Below are 15,471 nucleotides of genomic sequence, written 5' to 3'. Positions count from 1 at the left end.
CTGACTCCTTGACGCTGACGTCTGCTTCCGCCCCCTCATTGGCACCTGCTCGCCAGCGACGTGTCTCGGAAACCTTCACAGGCAGTTGGCTGGCTTGGGCAGCCCGGCAAGCCGTGCCCCGACCTTGGCCGGGCTATCCGGGAACAATCGCATCAGGTGTAGCGACTTGCCCTTTTCGGCGCCCAGCGCCAGCCCCACGGCCTTGACCAGCGGGCGCATGGCCGGCGCCATTTCGTAGCGCGCATAGAAATCGCGCAGCACCTCTATTACCTCCCAGTGCTCAGCAGTGAGGGTGCGCTCCTCCTCTGCCGCCAGCGCCTCGGCTACCGCCGGCGACCAGTCCCCCATGTCGACCAGAAACCCTTCAGGATCCAGGGCAACTTCCTTATCAAGCACCGGAAGATAACGGTATATTTCACTAGAGGCCATCAGTACCAGCTCACTGTCTTGTCGGCTTCTTCGGTCAGGGTCACGAAGCCCCCAACGTCAACGATATTCACCTGATCAGCGCAGCGGTCTAGCAAGCCGCGGGCAGAAAGATCCTCCCGCAGGGCAAAGAGCCGCCCTGCAAGGCCCGTGAAAAGCGACGCCTGGGCAGGCAGAGCGCCCAATACGCCATCTTCGATTAGCAGCAGCCGATCATCGGGGCCCATCGCCGCCAGGGCGTCATCGACGGTTCCACCGGTCGCAGGCGAGCGATTGAGAAGGTGCAGGATCATGCGAAAGGCTCTCCTTGTAGCCGGTACCCAGTGGCAGTTTTTTCGTAACCGGGAGACAGTGGCTGGATTCAAATAACCGAAAGAAACCGCCATGCAGGCATGGCGACGCGCTCAGAAATTCAGCACCAAGCGGTGGCGACCGAGCAGCGTTGGCAAGGCATCGCCCTCCACCACTGATACCGGCAACATCAGGTCGTCAGTGCCCAGGCCTCGGCTTGTCAGGGCACGAGCATCGACCAGCAGCGTCTCGATATCATACATGGCCAGCATATCGATCACGCCATGGGTGCCCTTCTGGCCAAGCGCTCCCGCCTGCTGGCCGGTCAACAGCGCCAACACGCCATCACCTGAAAACAGCAGCGACACCCGCTGCCCGAAGGCGGCGGCCACCAGCGCAGTATCGAGGCCTTCCCGTAGCCAACTGGAGCCGTGTGGCGAATGGCGCAGAATGACCAGCAGGTCGCCCTCGGCTACGCCTTCAACTACGCTCTCGTCTATCGAGCTCTCTGTCTCGTTCATGCCCCCCCCTTGAGCGCTGCATCTGTTCCGTCAGCCGTTATCTCAGACCCATTCATCGCTCGGCTATATTCACGGTGAAAAAGTGACCAAGCGATCATGGCTAAATCCCGCTTCCACCAACTGGCCAAGCCCGGTCAACTCGAAGGGAGGCTCAAGGCTATGCCCGGACTTGCCGTGTCGTGCCGCTTCTCGTTCGTCGAGCAGGCCACGGCGAAGAGCGGCGGCGATGCATACCAGCAATTCGGTACCGTACTCGTCATGCAGCGCGCGCCAGGCATCACCCAGGTGGGGCTCATCCTGTGGCGGCGCCGCCAGGCGAGCCGCATTGTAGACACCGTCGTGATAGAAGAACACCGTATCCAGGCTGTGGCCACGCTCGACCACTGCCCGGGCAAACCGCAGGGCCGAATGGGATGCCTGTGAACTGTAGGGCGCCCCCTGAACCAGCAATGCATAGCGCATGGTTTCCTCGCAGCAAATGGCGCTTGAAAAGGCCAACGTATAATAGGCTCTAAAGGATCTGTTTTGCTGAGCAGACGCTCAGGAATGCCCTCCCGAAAACGACATGCTCTGGTACCCACCATGCCAGAGGCTTGGCCGGGAACCACTCAACTAAAACGACGCATCCAGAAACGACTTGGCCCCGCCGAATCGGCGGGGCCAAGAACGAATCACCTGCCGAACTCAGTCGTTGCTCATGATGCCGAGAATCGACAGCAGGCTGATGAACAAGTTGTAGATAGAGACGTACAGAGTAATGGTCGCGAGGATGTAGTTGGTTTCGCCACCGCGATGCACGATCTCGCTGGTCTGGAACAGGATGGCGGCTGACGAAAACAGCACGAAGCCTGCAGACACCGCCAGTGACAGCGCCGGAATCTGGAAGAAGATACCCGCCACCATGGCCAGAATCAGCACGATGGCACCGGCCGTCAGGAAGTTGGCCAGGAAGCCGAAATCTTTCTTAGTAATCAGCGCCACTGCTGACAGGCCAACGAAGGTCGCGCCCGTCATGGCAAGCGCATTCATGATCAGGGCCGCGCCATTGGGCAGCGTCAGGTAGGCGCTAAGGATCGGCCCCAGGGTAAAGCCCATGAAGCCGGTGAAGGCGAAGGTCGCCAGCAGGCCCATGGCCGAATTGGCGGTCTTGTGCACCAGGAACATCAGCCCGTAGGCGCCGATGAAGAAGACCAGGATATTCATCTGCTGAACGCCCATGGCCACGGCAGCGCCGGCGGTCAGAGCAGAGAACAGCAGCGTCATGGCCAACAGCGCGTAAGTGTTACGCAGCACCTTGTTGGCGCTGACGGCACTCTCCTGGCGTTGTGTTACATGAGTGTCTTGATAGGCCATCTGTCGATGCTCCCTTTGTTGATAATCATACATTCGACCAAGGATGCCGCGTCAGAGTTCGCGACGCAAGAACATAAGGTTGATTCGCGCATCAGGATTCAACGCCACTGGCTGATCGCCAAGCGGTTATTTTTCAAGCGTCTTCGATGTTCGAACAACAGGCGTGCAGGCGTCAAACACCCTAGCAGCCGGCCACTGACGCCATTCAACGACACCTCGTGACACCCGGCAGCGATGGATATACTGCGGTTTCAGACACTCAGGAGGAAGGGACATGATGCGATGGAGCTTGGTGGTAATGCTTGCCCTGATGCTTGCGGGCTGCCAGATCGCCCCGCAATGGCCTACGACGCCCAGTGGTGAGCCCAGTATCGAGGAACTGCCAGCGCCCGAAGAACCTCCACAGGATGGCCGCATCCCCCGGCAAGTACGTTTTCCCGAGGGTGAATATGCCGCCCTCGAGAAAACCGGCAATGCCAGCATTCGCGGCCGGCTCTATCAACACGATTCTCGAGGAAACCTGGTCCCCGGGGCCGGCGAAACGGTCTCCATCGCGCCCATCACCACCTACTCGGCAGAAGCTGCCGAGGTCGTACTCTCCGGGCGCGCTATCGCCCCGGCCGACCCGCGCGCCCGGGAATACACGCACTATGCGCGCACCGATGCCGACGGCAATTTCGTGGTCAACGGCCTGCCGGCGGGTGACTACTACGTCGCCGGCCGGGTCGGCGCCCTGAACGGCCGCCCGATCATTCACCAGGTCAGCGTACGAAGCGGCCAGACGGTCTCGGTCACCCTCAAGCGATAATGCCGGGGGGGGGCGACGATGTCTGGCAATAAGGTTGCCAGCCCCCTCTCGGCGCAAGCGGCACTCATGCGACACCTGCCATTCTCGGGGCTTAGCTCGGCCCACACCTGTTGCCACTGTCTCGCGAGCCTGCGTTGCTCAATTTGCATAAAGCTTGACCCAGAGCACGCCAAGCCGGCCATGTCGCTACCGGGCGGGCCTATACTTCAAGCGCTGCGCAGCGAACCCTTATCGATGATGCAGGAGCTACCGAGATGCCGAACTACAAGGTCTTCAAGGCCATCAGCGTATCCGATCCTCCCGACACGCCGGCCGAATGGTGGGTCGTCGACAATCGGGCACCGAGCCAGCATGCCGCTCGACTGGTCGTGGATCGCTTCGAGACTCAGGAAGAAGCCGAACACCAGGCGGCCAGGCTCAATTCGGAGTGAATGAGCAGGCGCACCTCTCAAGGCGATGCATTCAGCGTGCCCTTTATGCTTTGCCTTTTCGAAAGGCACGCAACACGCGCGGCATCTGCCGCGCGCTGTTTTTTAACGGGCTGTCTTGAAGGGATAGCCTGGAGGCCTCGTCTAAAGGGCTTCGGTTTCAGGTTCGCGAACTCGCCTTAGCGGTTCACATCCACCACGATGCGCCCACGTACCTTACCCTCGATCAGTTGAGCCGCCGTTTCGATGGCTTCCCCAAGATCGATCTCGTGGGCTATTTCATCAAGAATCGCAGTATCCAGGGTCTCCCCCAACCGGTTCCAGGCGGCCAGACGATCCTCGCGGGTGCGCATTACGCTATCGATGCCAGCAAGGGTCACGCCACGCAGGATGAACGGCGCCACGGTCGACGGAAAGTCCATGCCCTGAGCCAACCCACAGGCCGCCACTACTCCGCCATAGCGAGTGCCGGCACAGACGTTGGCCAAGGTGTGGCTGCCCGCCGAATCGATGGCGCCAGCCCAGCGCTCCTTGGCCAGTGGCTTGCCTGCCTCAGCGAGATCAGCCCGATCGATGACATCCGTGGCCCCCAGGCGCTTGAGATAGTCCGCCTCCTCCGGTCGCCCGGTCGAGGCCATGACCTCATAGCCAAGCGCTGCCAACAAGGCGATCGAGAAGCTGCCCACCCCGCCATTGGCCCCAGTGACCAGCACCGGCCCTGAAGCGGGGGTCAGCCCGTGGCGCTCGAGTGCCATCACCGAGAGCATGGCGGTATAGCCCGCCGTACCAATCGCCATGGCCTGCTGGGTCGAAAAGGCCTCGGGCAACGGGATCAGCCAGTCGGCCTTGAGGCGCGCCTTCTGGGCAAGCCCGCCCCAGTGGCCCTCACCGACGCCCCAGCCATTGAGCAGCACACGATCACCCGGCTTGAAGCTTGCTGAGTCGCTTGCCTCGACGGTCCCCGCCAGATCGATCCCCGGCACCATGGGAAAGCGACGCACCACCGGCCCCTTGCCGGTAATGGCTAGGGCATCCTTATAGTTAAGCGTGCTGTACTCCACCCGCACGGTCACCTCGCCCTCGGGTAGCTGAGCGTCATCCAACTCCGTCAGTCCGGCGCGATAGCCGGCATCGTCCTTCTCGATCAGGATGGCCTTGAACATCACTCCTCCTTTTAGACTGATCGTCTAATCTTGGGTAAAAAAAACTCGACCCGTCGATCGAGTACCGGCGTCAGTCACGTCGGCGAGGTAATCCCGCCATATAGGCGGTCACGAAGGTGTCCAGCGGGTCCGGCGATTCCTTCAGCTTTGCACGCATGACGGCTCCTTCCCAGCCGATCCAGAAGTAGTCCGCCAGGGCATCGCAATCCGCATCGGGCGCCAGCGCACCAATCTTGCGTGCCTCGTCAAGGCACTCCGCCAGGCGCTGCTGCCAGTCGCCGAGGACCTGCTCGAGCGCGGCACGGTAGCTGTCCGGCAACAGGCCGACTTCCTGTCCCAGGTTGCCCACCAGGCAACCGCGACGAAAACCATGTCGGGCCATGCCCTTCTTGGCATCTTCGACAAAAGCATTGATGCGTGACAGCGGCGGCAAGGACTCATCACGCAAGTGACGGTCGAGTTTGCGCGCAAAAAAGGTCGCATACTGCTCAAGCACGGCACGCCCGAATACTTCCTTGCTGGGGAAGTAGTGATAGAAGGAGCCCTTGGGCACACCGACGCGCTTGAGGATGCCGTCGATGCCGGCTGCCCGGAAGCCCTGCTCGGTAAGCACTTCCAACCCGCTGCGAATCAACGCCTCACGGGTATTCGGATTGCCTCGCGGCACTCTGGGCGGCCTGCCACGGCGGCGAATGGTGGTGATGTCAGTCATGGGAAATAATTTAGACCAGTCGTCTAGCCCACGACAAGACACCCCCGACCAAGGTGGGAGGCGACGCCTTATTCGCTGGACGTTGACTGAGGCAAGGTGGATGACTGCGGCGTTGAGGGAGCCCGCGAGGCCCGCCACTGTTCCAGATACGAGAGCAGCGCCGGGATCACTGCCAGCACCAGCAGCGTCGAAAAGCCCAGGCCGAAGGCGATGGAGACCGCCATCGGAATCAGGAACTGCGCCTGAAGCGAAGTCTCGAACAGCAGCGGCATAAGGCCGCCAATGGTGGTCAGCGAGGTCAGCAGCACGGCCCTTACCCGCTGTACCGCGGCTTCCACCAGCGCCGTATCAATGTCGAGGCCCTTATCCCGCTGCTGGCGGTAGAAGCTCACCAGGATGATGGCGTTATTGACCACGATGCCAGAGAGCCCAAACAGCCCGAACAGCGAGAGAATCGTCAGGTTGATGCCCAACGCCCAGTGGCCCAGCAGCGCTCCCACCAGCGCAAACGGAATGATCGCCATCACGATCAGCGGCAGGCTCCAAGAGGCAAAGACCCAGGCCAGCACCACGAACATCAGCGCCAGCCCCATGATCAGGCCGGTGCGCATATCGCCCAGCGTGTCGCGCTGATCCGCCGAGCGGCCCTCGAAGCTGTAGCGCAGGCGGTGCTCCTGAGCCAGCTGCGGCAGTACCTGGGCCTCCAGGCTGGCCAGCACCTGGTCAGCGGAGGTAACGGCCTGATTGAGGACAGCAGTCACTTCGACAGCGAGCTGGCCGTCGGCATGCCGCAGCGCCTCGAAACCCTGGCGATAGGAGATATCCATCACCTGATCGAGCGGCACGAAGCGTCCATCCTCGAGGCGAATCGGCAGACGCGACAGGGTACTCAGCCGCTCACGCTGTTCTCGAGGCAGCAGGACTTTCACCTCGATCTCATCGGCGCCATTCTGATACTTCTGAACCAAACGCCCGTCGAAGGCCGAACGCAGTTGCCTGCCTAGCGATTCCGTGGTCAGACCCAGCGCCTCGCCCCGGGGGCTCAAGGAATAGATGAGCTGCTCTCGCCCCCAGGGCATGTCGTCATTGGTATTCAGCACCCCGGGCAGGTTGGACAGCGAGGCGGCTAGCGACGTCGCTGCCTGCTTGAGAACCGCCGGGTCACCACCGCTCAGGCGGATATTGACGTCCTCTCCCGGGGGCCCCGCGCGACGCTCGCTGATGCTCAGATTATCAAGTCCCGCCGGGAGGCGAATTCGCTTACGCCAGGCGGCAATGAACTCGGCATTGCGCACCTCGCGGGCATCCGGAGAGACCAGCTCCAGCCGCATCGCGCCGACCTGGTCGCCGCTTCGACTGCCTCCGCCATCATCGAGGCTGCTGCCGTGCAGTGTCACGGCGTGCACCACCAGCGGCACATCGAAGGCCTGCTCGGTCTCAGCCAAGGTGTCTTCCAGATGGCCAAGGAAACGATCCACCCGTTCACGGTCGGTGCCGGAGACGAAGCTGGCATTGGCGTAGAGGATGCTTGATTCAGGCGTCGGGAAGAACTCGAAGCTGATCCGCCCACCGGCCAAGAGCCCAATGGTGACAAGCATCACAGCCAAGCCGGAGGCAATGGTCCCGGCGCGATGGCGCAGCGTGAACACAGAAAAGGCCCGAAAAGGCCCCTCTCGAAAGCGCTCGAAGCCCTTATCAAAGCGCTCGCGCAGCCGCGTGATCAAGTGTGGGCGGCTGCCCACCGGTGCCGGTTGAAAGGCATGACGCAGGTGCGCCGGCAGCACGATGAAGCATTCGAGCAAAGACGCTGCAAGCACACAGATCATCACCAAGGGGATATCGACGAGAATGTTGCCGATCACTCCGCCGACCACCAGCAGCGGCATGAAGGCCGCCACGGTGGTCAAGGACGAGGCCAGTACCGGCCATACCATGCGCTTGGCCGCGCCTTCCGAAGCGAGATGCGACGCTTCGCCGAGGCGGTAGTGGGCATCGGCATCCTCACCGACCACGATGGCATCATCGACGATGACCCCCAGCGCCATGATCAGCGCAAACAGCGAGATCATGTTGATTGACCCGCCGATGCCCCACAGCACCGCCAACGCCGCCAAAAAGGCAGTGGGAATCCCCACCGCCACCCAGAAGGCTACCCTTCCTGGCAGGAACAGATACAACAGCACCATGACCAGCAACAGCCCTCCCAGGCCATTGCCGACCAGCAGTGAAATACGATCATCAATCAGCTGCCAGCTCTCGTCATAGGCTTCGATGGTCACCGACGGCGGCAAGGTCGGACGGGTATCGGCCAGCCACTGCTCAAGCACCCAGGCTGCATCGAGGGAGTTGCCGTCCTCGGCACGCTGCAGCAGCAGCTCAACCGCCGGGACCCCGGAGCGAGACAGAGTGGTCTGGCCGTCCTGAGGCTCCTGGCGCAGGGTGGCAATATCGCCCAGGCGCAGCTGTGCCCGTTGATCGGCAATAACAGGCAGCTCGGCGAAGGCCTGGGGATCGCGACGCTGCTCTACCGAGCGTAGCTCGCGGGTGCTGTCTTGCTGTCCCATCAGCCCCGCCGGCAGATCCCGGGACATGCCCTGCACCCGTTCAGCGATCTGATCGAGGCTGAGTTCAAGCGCCATCAGCCGCTCGGCAGGCACCTCGATGCTGATCTGCTGCTCCGGCAGGCCACTGATCTCCACCCGGTCGATACCGGCCTGCAACAGTTCATTCTCGAAGCGGTGCGCCAGCCGGCGCAGTTCTGCGGGGGCCAGGTCGCCATGTATCAACAGCCTGGCGATCGGATCATAGCGGGCGACCCGAATCACCTGAGGTCGCTCGGCATCGGCGGGTAGATTGGTGAACTCATCGACCTGCTGGCGAACGTCATCCAGCGCAATGACCGGATCGGTGCCCTCGTTGAACTCCAGCGTCAGACTCGACACGCCCTGGGCGGAGGTAGAGCTCATGCGCTTGAGTCCCTCCACGCTCTTAAGGCGCTGCTCAAGGGGCACGGTAATACCTTCCTCGACGTCTTCCGCCGAGGCACCGCTCCAGACCACCTGCACGCTGACCACATCCAGCGCGAATGTCGGGAAGAACTGGATGTTCATGCGCAATAACGCCAGGGTCCCGCCCAGCAGCATCATCAGCATGATCAGGTTGGCGGCCACCTTATGGTGGACGAAGAAACCGATGATGCCGCGGCGCCGACTCAAGGCGTCGACTCCTCGCCGCTGCTCGCCGCCGTCGAGTTGCCGTCATCGACCAGCAGACCGTCCACAGCGTTGGGCAGGTGAGTCGTCACCACACGCTGCCCAGAGGCAAGCGCTCCGCTTGCCACTAGCAGCCAGCGCTCTCCAGAGGACATCGTTGTGTCATCTGTTACAGTTTCATCCTTTTCAGCGTCATCCTGCTCAGCCGCCCCCGGGACCGTCTCCCCCAGCACGGTCACGCTCAGCCGCTCGAGGCGGTCGTCATCATTCACCAGATAGAGGGTGTCATTGCCGTAGAGGGTGCTGTAGGGCACGGCCAGGGTGTTGGCCACCGGGGGCAGTTCGAGCAGCACGGAGAGCATGCTACCGGGGCGCAGCAAGCCGCGTTCGACGGTGGTCGCGAGAGAAGTCGTGAGAGGGTTTTTGAGAGAGGTTGCGACTGACAGTATCGCCTCGGTGCCGGCAGGATCGCCCTCCCCGGCCAGCCGCTCCAGGCGCAACTCGATGTCTCGCTCGGAGACCCTGGCCCGAAGCGGCAGACCCTCGCGCAGCGCGGTAAGAATGTCGTCCTGATAGCGGTTGGGCACCCGAGCCCGCAACTCAAGCCCTGTCACCGGATAGATGCTCAGCAAGGCCGCACCGCTGGCGACACGATCGCCGGGAGCGGCTTCAATACGCGTAACCACGCCATCGAAGGGTGCCATGACGTGACTGCGCGCGGCATCTCGCTCGGCGATTTCAAGGCCTGCACGGGCACGCTCGAGCTGGGCCTGAAGTCGTCTGAGGCGGGTCGGATGCTCGTCGAGCAGGCGCTGACGATTGGCCACGGTCAGCTTCGCCTGGTCTTCGCCGTCACGGGCGTCATCGAGCTCAGACTGGGAAAGGAGATTGCGCGAGGCCAGTGATTGAGCCCGCTCAAGACGGCGCAGCGCATTATCGAGAATCGCCTGCTCCCGACGCAGTGCCTGCTGATCATTGGCATAGCCGATCTGTTCGCTCTCTATCTGCGCGTCGAGATCAGCGACCTCAGCACGCGCCTGGGTCAGCGGCGGCTGTACATCGGCTTCGTCAAGCGCCACCAACAGCTCGCCCTCGGCCACACGCTGGCCATCATGTACCGGCCGCATCGCCACTCGCGCCGCCAGAGGCGCGGTCACGGTGATCAGGTCCGGCGCCACCACGCTGCCATACAGCGGCACCACCGGCCGATGCGACGCCAATTCGACAGGCATCGACGTCACGCGCCAGCTCCGCTCCTGTGCGCTCACCTCAGCCGGAGCCGGCGCCGTCATCTTGAGGTAGAAGAATACCAATCCACCCAAGACCAGGATCAGCAAGGGAATGAATCGCTTGAACACAGGGCCCCCATCGAGCCGGCAATATCATGCAGTGATGATACAGCCTATTGCGGGTTCCCGCGCTGGGACAAAAGTGCGCACCAGGCAGGTTACCGCCAAGGCTCGATGGGCGCTGGCACTGGCTCAAGCGAGAGGGCTACTCGTCATCAAGGACCCACTGCCAAGGGCCCGTTGCCACCCCATGCAACGCGGTCAACGAGATACGAGCTCAGAGAGACTGGACGGCGGCGAGCATGCATGGGTGCACGTTTGCAGAGTCACTTTACTCAGGGGCTTGCCTTGATGTGTATCAAGGCGGCCATGGACGCCTCGTACCATGCTAAGTGGGTGGTCGTTGGCAACCGCTGCACCGGTTGCTTTTCATCCAAGGAGGAAGCGTCATGAAGGCATTGGTATTCCATGGTCCCGGCAAACGCCGCTGGGAAGACAAGCCGCGCCCGGCGATCAACAAGCCTACGGACGCTGTGGTGCGCATCACCCATACCACCATCTGCGGCACCGACCTGCATATCCTGAAGGGCGATGTCCCTGCGGTGACGGACGGGCGCATCCTGGGTCACGAAGGCGTGGGGGTGGTCGAAGAAGTCGGTGAAGGCGTGAGCAATATCCAGGTTGGCGACGAGGTGCTGATCTCCTGCATCACCTCCTGCGGGCGCTGCGACTATTGCAAGCGCGGCGTCTACTCCCACTGCCGCGACGGCGGCTGGATCCTCGGACACTTGATCGATGGCACCCAGGCTGAGTACGTGCGTATCCCGCACGCGGATAACAGCCTCTATCCGCTACCCAAGGAGATGGATCGCGCGGCGGCGGTGATGCTCAGCGACATCCTGCCCACCGGGCACGAGATTGGCGCGCTGAACGGCGAGGTCACGCTCGGCGATACCGTCGCCATCGTCGGCGCTGGCCCTATTGGCCTGGCAGCGCTGATGACCTCGCAATTCTACTCTCCAGCGCGAATCATCATGATCGACCCCGATGAGAATCGCCTGGCCATGGCGAAGCAGCTCGGCGCCACCGACACCATTGCCCATGACCCGATCGAGGCCATTGAAAAGCTTACCGGCGGCGAAGGCGTGGACGTGGCCATGGAAGCGGTGGGCATCCCCGAGACGTTTGATATCTGCCAGCGCATCGTTCGTGCAGGCGGCCATATCGCCAATATCGGCGTGCATGGCAAGAGCGTCGACCTCCGGCTGCAGGACCTGTGGATCAAGAACATCACCCTGCGCACGGGCCTGGTCAACACCGACACCATTCCGGTGCTAATGCGGGTCGTCGAGAGCGGCGGCGTCGAGCCCGCAGGGCTGGTGACCCATCGCTTCAAGCTCGACGAGATCGAGAAGGCCTACGATATCTTTGGCGAAGCGGCAAAGGAACAGGCCATCAAGATGCTGCTGACCGTCGAGTGAGCGACTGGTGCAACCCATGGCGCTCACTCTCGATCAGCAGTATTCGCACGGTTCACTTCTCCCTCCCCTTCCGTCCGCGACGATATCTACATGAGCTGAAAGCTGCCGGGGATGTCTGCTCCCGGCAGGAACAGTGTTGTGTCTTCAGGTTGCCGTCAGGAAGTCCGCCTATCGTGACCGCAAGCCATATCCGGAGATGATCATGAACATGCTACTGCGGGTTACCACGACCCTAGCCGCGGCGTTTACCGCCAGCCTCGCGGCCGGAACGAGCTTCGCCGACGACGACTGTCGTGATCCGATCGCCGAGTGGCAGCCCCGGGATGTGCTTCGACAGGCCCTCAAGGCGGAAGGCTGGAAGGTACGCCGCATCAGGATCGATGACGGCTGCTACGAGGTCAGAGGCTTCGATCAACATGGCAACAGGGTCGAGGCGAAGTATTCCCCAGCATCCCTACGGCTGCGCGAGTTGGAAATCGAATACGACGACGATAACGATGAAGATGACGACGAGCATCACGAGCACGCCGACGACAATGATCACGACAGAAAAGACAGGCGTCTGCGCACTCATGCCCGCACCGCTCCCAACAGCGGCATCGTCAGCGGCTCCCCATCCCCTCGCAACGAGTGACTCGCCACGCCGTGCCGGCACCTCTGGGCCCTGCCTCAGCTAAGGCATCGCAAGATCAGGTAGGCGCAGACCTGAAGACTTTATCTGCCGGCCTTAAGGCAGCTTTCAGACACCGAGGATAGATTGGTCGTATTCACCATCTTCTTCTCGCCATAGCCCTTGAGCCATAGCCCTTGAGCCATAGCCCTTGAGCCATAGCCCTTGAGCCATAGCCCTTGAGCCATAGCCCTTGAGCCATAGCCCTTCAATCTTAGCCCCAAGCTTCATAGCCCTATACACCACAGCCCTTTACGACCGACCTCTTCTCAACATGACAAAGAGAACAGACGATGAAAACGCTCACCCTTGCTCTTGCCCTCACCGCCATCACGCTGCCTGCCCTCGCCCAGGCCCGCGAAGTCACCTTCACCGCTGAACTGAAAAGCTACCGCGGAGATGGCGCCTATGCGGCCTTCTACCTCACCGATGCCAAGGGCCAGTACCAGGAGACCCTCTGGGTTGCCGGTCAAAAATCGAGATATTACAAACATCTGCGTGACTGGGCTCGAGGCAGCGGCATGAGCAGCAGTGAATACGACGGCCTGACCGGGGCCAGCATCAGTAGCGGACACACCTTGCAATTCACGGCCGACATCGCCGATGAGCTGATCGACGCGGGGTATGAGGTACGGGTAGATACCGCCGTCGAGGACATGCGCGAGAATCGCGCCGACGTTGTCATGCCGCTGACCACCGAGGGCGCAGGCAAACCGGTGGCTGGCCGCGGTTACGTGCAGTCGTTGGGCTACACCTTCTGACCGAACAAGAGACACCGCCATCATGTTACGCCAGCTTCATTCGTTACCGGGCCTGATCGCCGCCCTGTTCGTGATCGTTCTTTCGATAACCGGGGCGATTCTGTCGCTCAACCCGGTCCTCGATCGGGTGGGCGCCGTGGTGCCCGCCGCGGGGCAGATGAGCGTCGCCGAGCTGGCAGGCAAGGTTGCAACGCATTACCCCGGCGCCGAACAGCTCGAGCGCACGCCCTCGGGCACCCTCATCGTTTATTACAGCCGAGATGGCCAGATGGGGGCCGATCGTGTGGACCCACGCACAGGAGAGGCCATTGCGGCCTATGAGCCATCGTCTTTCACACGCTGGGTCAAGAACCTGCATCGCTCCCTGTTGCTCGACACGCCCGGTCGCGCAGTGGCGGGCATCACCGCGCTGGCGATGGTCGTGCTAGCGATCTCCGGCGCCATGCTATTGGCCACTCGTCTGGGCGGATGGCGCCAATTGCTTCGCCCGGTGCGCGGCACCCTGAGCCAGCGACTGCATATAGAACTCGGCCGGGCGGCGGTTATCGGCCTGTTTCTGTCGGGCCTGACCGGGTCCTACCTGTCTGCAACCACCTTTAGCCTGGCCCCCGCGGGCACGGCGGCCGAGCCCGACATACCGATGGAGGTCAACGGCGGTCCCCCTGCGCCTATCGATACCTTAGCGGCCCTGAAGGCCACGGACCTCAGCGACCTGCGAGAGCTTGTCTACCCATACCGAGACGATCCGACAGGCATGTACTCCCTGGGAACCCGACAAGGCGCCGGCTATATCGACCAGGCAAGCGGTGAGTGGCTCTCTTACCAGGCCCATGACTCGACTCACAAACTCTATGAATTCATCTATATGCTTCACACCGGTGAAGGGCTTTGGTGGCTGGGCATGCTCCTCGGCCTTGCCGCCCTGACGGTCCCGGTGATGGCCATTACGGGACCGTTCATCTGGTGGAAGCGCCAGCAGTCAAAACCCAAACTCGTCGCCAACAGCGGACCAAACGCCGCGGATAGCGTGATTCTTGTCGGTAGCGAAGGCAACACGACCTGGGGATTCGCCAGGAACCTGCACGACAACCTAGTGCAAGCCGGCCACCGCGTGCATACCGCTCCCATGAACCAAATGGCCAGCCACTATCGCGACGCGAAACAGCTGTTCATTCTCACCGCGACCTACGGAGATGGCGATGCGCCGGCATCCGCCACCCGGTTCCTGGCAAAGCTTCAGAAGATGTCCAATACGCCCGAACTACCGGTGGCCGTACTGGGCTTCGGTGATAGGCAGTTCCCTCACTTCTGCGGGTTCGCCAAAGAGGTCGACGCGACGTTCGCCGCCAAGGGCTGGCCACTGCTGCTGCCGTTCGACACCATCAACCGGCAGTCGCCCCAGGCGTTCACCCGCTGGGGCCATGCAGTAGGCAAGGCGATCAACACCGAGCTGACGTTGGCCCACACCCCCAAACATCCCCGCGCCACCATACTGGAGCTCGCCGAACGGGCGGATTATGGCGCCGAAGTCCAGGCTCGGACCGCCGTGCTGCGCTTCAGGGCGCCCGAAAGTAGCAACCAGGAAGGCCTACTGAAGGGCTTATTCGGTCGAAACGGCCTGCCTTCTTTCGAGGCCGGCGACCTGGTCGGCATCCTGCCCCCGGACAGTCACGTGCCGCGCTTCTATTCACTGGCCTCCACCTCGAAAGACAGCTCGCTTGAGATCTGCGTGCGTCAACATCCCGGAGGCATATGTTCGAACTTCCTCCTGGCGCTGCCGGTAGGGGGCAGCATCAACGCCTTTATCCACCCCAATCCGAATTTCCGCCCCGCCGCCGGCAAAGCGCCTATCGTGCTGATCGGTGCGGGGACCGGCATCGGACCACTGGTCGGTTTCATTCGCCACAACAGGGCGCACCACCCCATGCACCTGTATTGGGGTGGACGTTGCCCAACGTCCGACTTCCTCTATGAATCGGAATTAAAAGTCTTCCTGAAGGACAAGCGCCTGACAGAGTTGAACGCCGTCTTCTCCCGCGTCAGCGATGGCTCCTATGTGCAGGACAAGATCTCAGTTGATGGTGCAGAACTGCGCAAATTGATCCAGAGGGGCGCACAGTTTCTGGTCTGCGGCGGCCGGGAGATGGCGGCCAGCGTAATGGCGGCGCTGAACGAGGTCATCGCACCGCTGGGAATGGATGTCGCAACGCTCAAGGCCCAGGGACGCTACCGTGAGGACGTCTACTGATTCATCGCCCTGTCACTCTTGTACCTCGGGTGCTCACCTCTCCCCCTGACAACGCAGTGCTTAGACGAGAACTTGGTAGCGGCCGACACTGTCCATTCATGAGGAAAA

15 protein-coding genes are annotated in these 15,471 nt (G+C 61.9%); 6 read left to right on the top strand and 9 right to left on the bottom strand.

Annotated features, from left to right (window positions below; translation table 11 throughout):
- Nucleotides 1–75 precede the first annotated feature (75 nt).
- From Q2K57_RS15655 to Q2K57_RS15635, 5 genes are all read right to left on the bottom strand, one after another.
- Nucleotides 76–429, bottom strand: a complete 354-nt coding sequence (locus Q2K57_RS15655) for a TusE/DsrC/DsvC family sulfur relay protein (RefSeq protein ID WP_304525625.1) — start codon at nucleotides 427–429, stop codon at nucleotides 76–78.
- Entirely contained in the window at nucleotides 429–719 is a 291-nt protein-coding gene (gene tusB, locus Q2K57_RS15650) for a sulfurtransferase complex subunit TusB (protein WP_112055359.1), read from the bottom strand. The genes Q2K57_RS15655 and tusB overlap by 1 nt, the downstream gene beginning before the upstream one ends.
- Before the next feature lie 111 nt (nucleotides 720–830).
- Nucleotides 831–1,238 carry a sulfurtransferase complex subunit TusC gene (tusC, locus tag Q2K57_RS15645; RefSeq protein WP_304525624.1) on the bottom strand — a complete coding sequence of 136 codons (408 nt, stop codon included), beginning with the start codon at nucleotides 1,236–1,238 and terminating at the stop codon, nucleotides 831–833.
- Between the two features lie 69 nt (nucleotides 1,239–1,307).
- Complete coding sequence (gene tusD, locus Q2K57_RS15640; protein WP_112055361.1) at nucleotides 1,308–1,700, bottom strand: sulfurtransferase complex subunit TusD; 393 nt, start codon at nucleotides 1,698–1,700, stop codon at nucleotides 1,308–1,310.
- A gap of 222 nt (nucleotides 1,701–1,922) precedes the next feature.
- Nucleotides 1,923–2,591, bottom strand: a complete 669-nt coding sequence (locus Q2K57_RS15635; RefSeq protein WP_112055362.1) for a Bax inhibitor-1/YccA family protein — start codon at nucleotides 2,589–2,591, stop codon at nucleotides 1,923–1,925.
- 274 nt (nucleotides 2,592–2,865) lie between these two features.
- Here Q2K57_RS15635 and Q2K57_RS15630 point away from each other — a divergent pair, with 274 nt between their 5' ends.
- Together Q2K57_RS15630 and Q2K57_RS15625 are read left to right on the top strand one after the other, a co-directional pair.
- Entirely contained in the window at nucleotides 2,866–3,399 is a 534-nt protein-coding gene (locus tag Q2K57_RS15630) for a carboxypeptidase-like regulatory domain-containing protein (RefSeq protein WP_304525623.1), read from the top strand.
- Between the two features lie 254 nt (nucleotides 3,400–3,653).
- Nucleotides 3,654–3,830: a hypothetical protein gene (locus tag Q2K57_RS15625; RefSeq protein WP_181463084.1), complete on the top strand. Its 177-nt coding sequence runs from the start codon at nucleotides 3,654–3,656 to the stop codon at nucleotides 3,828–3,830.
- 176 nt (nucleotides 3,831–4,006) lie between these two features.
- Here Q2K57_RS15625 and Q2K57_RS15620 read toward each other — a convergent pair whose 3' ends face one another.
- The 4 genes from Q2K57_RS15620 to Q2K57_RS15605 all read right to left on the bottom strand — a co-directional run bounded on the left by Q2K57_RS15620 (nucleotide 4,007) and on the right by Q2K57_RS15605 (nucleotide 10,146).
- A complete protein-coding gene (locus Q2K57_RS15620; RefSeq protein WP_304525622.1) occupies nucleotides 4,007–4,990 on the bottom strand; it encodes an MDR family oxidoreductase in 984 nt (327 codons plus the stop codon).
- A 70-nt stretch (nucleotides 4,991–5,060) separates the two neighbouring features.
- Nucleotides 5,061–5,702, bottom strand: a complete 642-nt coding sequence (locus tag Q2K57_RS15615) for a TetR/AcrR family transcriptional regulator (protein ID WP_304525621.1) — start codon at nucleotides 5,700–5,702, stop codon at nucleotides 5,061–5,063.
- Between the two features lie 68 nt (nucleotides 5,703–5,770).
- Nucleotides 5,771–8,917 (bottom strand): efflux RND transporter permease subunit, encoded by a 3,147-nt coding sequence (locus Q2K57_RS15610; protein ID WP_304525620.1) that lies wholly within the window; start codon nucleotides 8,915–8,917, stop codon nucleotides 5,771–5,773.
- Nucleotides 8,914–10,146 carry an efflux RND transporter periplasmic adaptor subunit gene (locus tag Q2K57_RS15605; RefSeq protein WP_304526717.1) on the bottom strand — a complete coding sequence of 411 codons (1,233 nt, stop codon included), beginning with the start codon at nucleotides 10,144–10,146 and terminating at the stop codon, nucleotides 8,914–8,916. The genes Q2K57_RS15610 and Q2K57_RS15605 overlap by 4 nt, the downstream gene beginning before the upstream one ends.
- A 506-nt stretch (nucleotides 10,147–10,652) precedes the next feature.
- Between Q2K57_RS15605 and Q2K57_RS15600 the strand changes: the two genes are divergently transcribed.
- The 4 genes from Q2K57_RS15600 (at nucleotide 10,653) to Q2K57_RS15585 (ending at nucleotide 15,363) form a co-directional block, all read left to right on the top strand.
- Complete coding sequence (locus Q2K57_RS15600; RefSeq protein WP_112055368.1) at nucleotides 10,653–11,684, top strand: zinc-dependent alcohol dehydrogenase family protein; 1,032 nt, start codon at nucleotides 10,653–10,655, stop codon at nucleotides 11,682–11,684.
- A gap of 202 nt (nucleotides 11,685–11,886) precedes the next feature.
- Complete coding sequence (locus Q2K57_RS15595; RefSeq protein WP_304525619.1) at nucleotides 11,887–12,318, top strand: PepSY domain-containing protein; 432 nt, start codon at nucleotides 11,887–11,889, stop codon at nucleotides 12,316–12,318.
- A gap of 329 nt (nucleotides 12,319–12,647) precedes the next feature.
- On the top strand, nucleotides 12,648–13,115 hold the full coding sequence (locus tag Q2K57_RS15590) for a DUF2271 domain-containing protein (protein ID WP_304525618.1): 468 nt from the start codon (nucleotides 12,648–12,650) through the stop codon (nucleotides 13,113–13,115).
- Nucleotides 13,116–13,137: 22 nt separating this feature from the next.
- Nucleotides 13,138–15,363, top strand: coding sequence for a PepSY domain-containing protein (locus Q2K57_RS15585; RefSeq protein ID WP_304525617.1), 2,226 nt, complete (start codon nucleotides 13,138–13,140; stop codon nucleotides 15,361–15,363).
- Nucleotides 15,364–15,471: the final 108 nt, after the last annotated feature.

It is taken from the genome of Halomonas sp. I5-271120, from assembly GCF_030553075.1.
GTDB classification, from domain to species: Bacteria; Pseudomonadota; Gammaproteobacteria; order Pseudomonadales; family Halomonadaceae; genus Onishia; species Onishia taeanensis_A.
Note: the sequence above shows the minus strand (reverse complement) of the source record. Positions and strands in the feature narration are given on the sequence as shown.

Coding starts and splice junctions, on each gene's coding strand:
- Q2K57_RS15590 (WP_304525618.1), top strand. CDS start 12,648: ATGAAAACGCTCACCCTTGCTCTTGCCCTCACCGCCATCACGCTGCCT.
- Q2K57_RS15595 (WP_304525619.1), top strand. CDS start 11,887: ATGAACATGCTACTGCGGGTTACCACGACCCTAGCCGCGGCGTTTACC.
- tusC (WP_304525624.1), bottom strand. CDS start 1,238: ATGAACGAGACAGAGAGCTCGATAGACGAGAGCGTAGTTGAAGGCGTA.
- Q2K57_RS15620 (WP_304525622.1), bottom strand. CDS start 4,990: ATGTTCAAGGCCATCCTGATCGAGAAGGACGATGCCGGCTATCGCGCC.
- tusD (WP_112055361.1), bottom strand. CDS start 1,700: ATGCGCTATGCATTGCTGGTTCAGGGGGCGCCCTACAGTTCACAGGCA.
- Q2K57_RS15600 (WP_112055368.1), top strand. CDS start 10,653: ATGAAGGCATTGGTATTCCATGGTCCCGGCAAACGCCGCTGGGAAGAC.
- Q2K57_RS15585 (WP_304525617.1), top strand. CDS start 13,138: ATGTTACGCCAGCTTCATTCGTTACCGGGCCTGATCGCCGCCCTGTTC.
- Q2K57_RS15635 (WP_112055362.1), bottom strand. CDS start 2,591: ATGGCCTATCAAGACACTCATGTAACACAACGCCAGGAGAGTGCCGTC.
- tusB (WP_112055359.1), bottom strand. CDS start 719: ATGATCCTGCACCTTCTCAATCGCTCGCCTGCGACCGGTGGAACCGTC.
- Q2K57_RS15625 (WP_181463084.1), top strand. CDS start 3,654: ATGCCGAACTACAAGGTCTTCAAGGCCATCAGCGTATCCGATCCTCCC.
- Q2K57_RS15605 (WP_304526717.1), bottom strand. CDS start 10,146: ATGCCTGTCGAATTGGCGTCGCATCGGCCGGTGGTGCCGCTGTATGGC.
- Q2K57_RS15615 (WP_304525621.1), bottom strand. CDS start 5,702: ATGACTGACATCACCACCATTCGCCGCCGTGGCAGGCCGCCCAGAGTG.
- Q2K57_RS15630 (WP_304525623.1), top strand. CDS start 2,866: ATGATGCGATGGAGCTTGGTGGTAATGCTTGCCCTGATGCTTGCGGGC.
- Q2K57_RS15655 (WP_304525625.1), bottom strand. CDS start 429: ATGGCCTCTAGTGAAATATACCGTTATCTTCCGGTGCTTGATAAGGAA.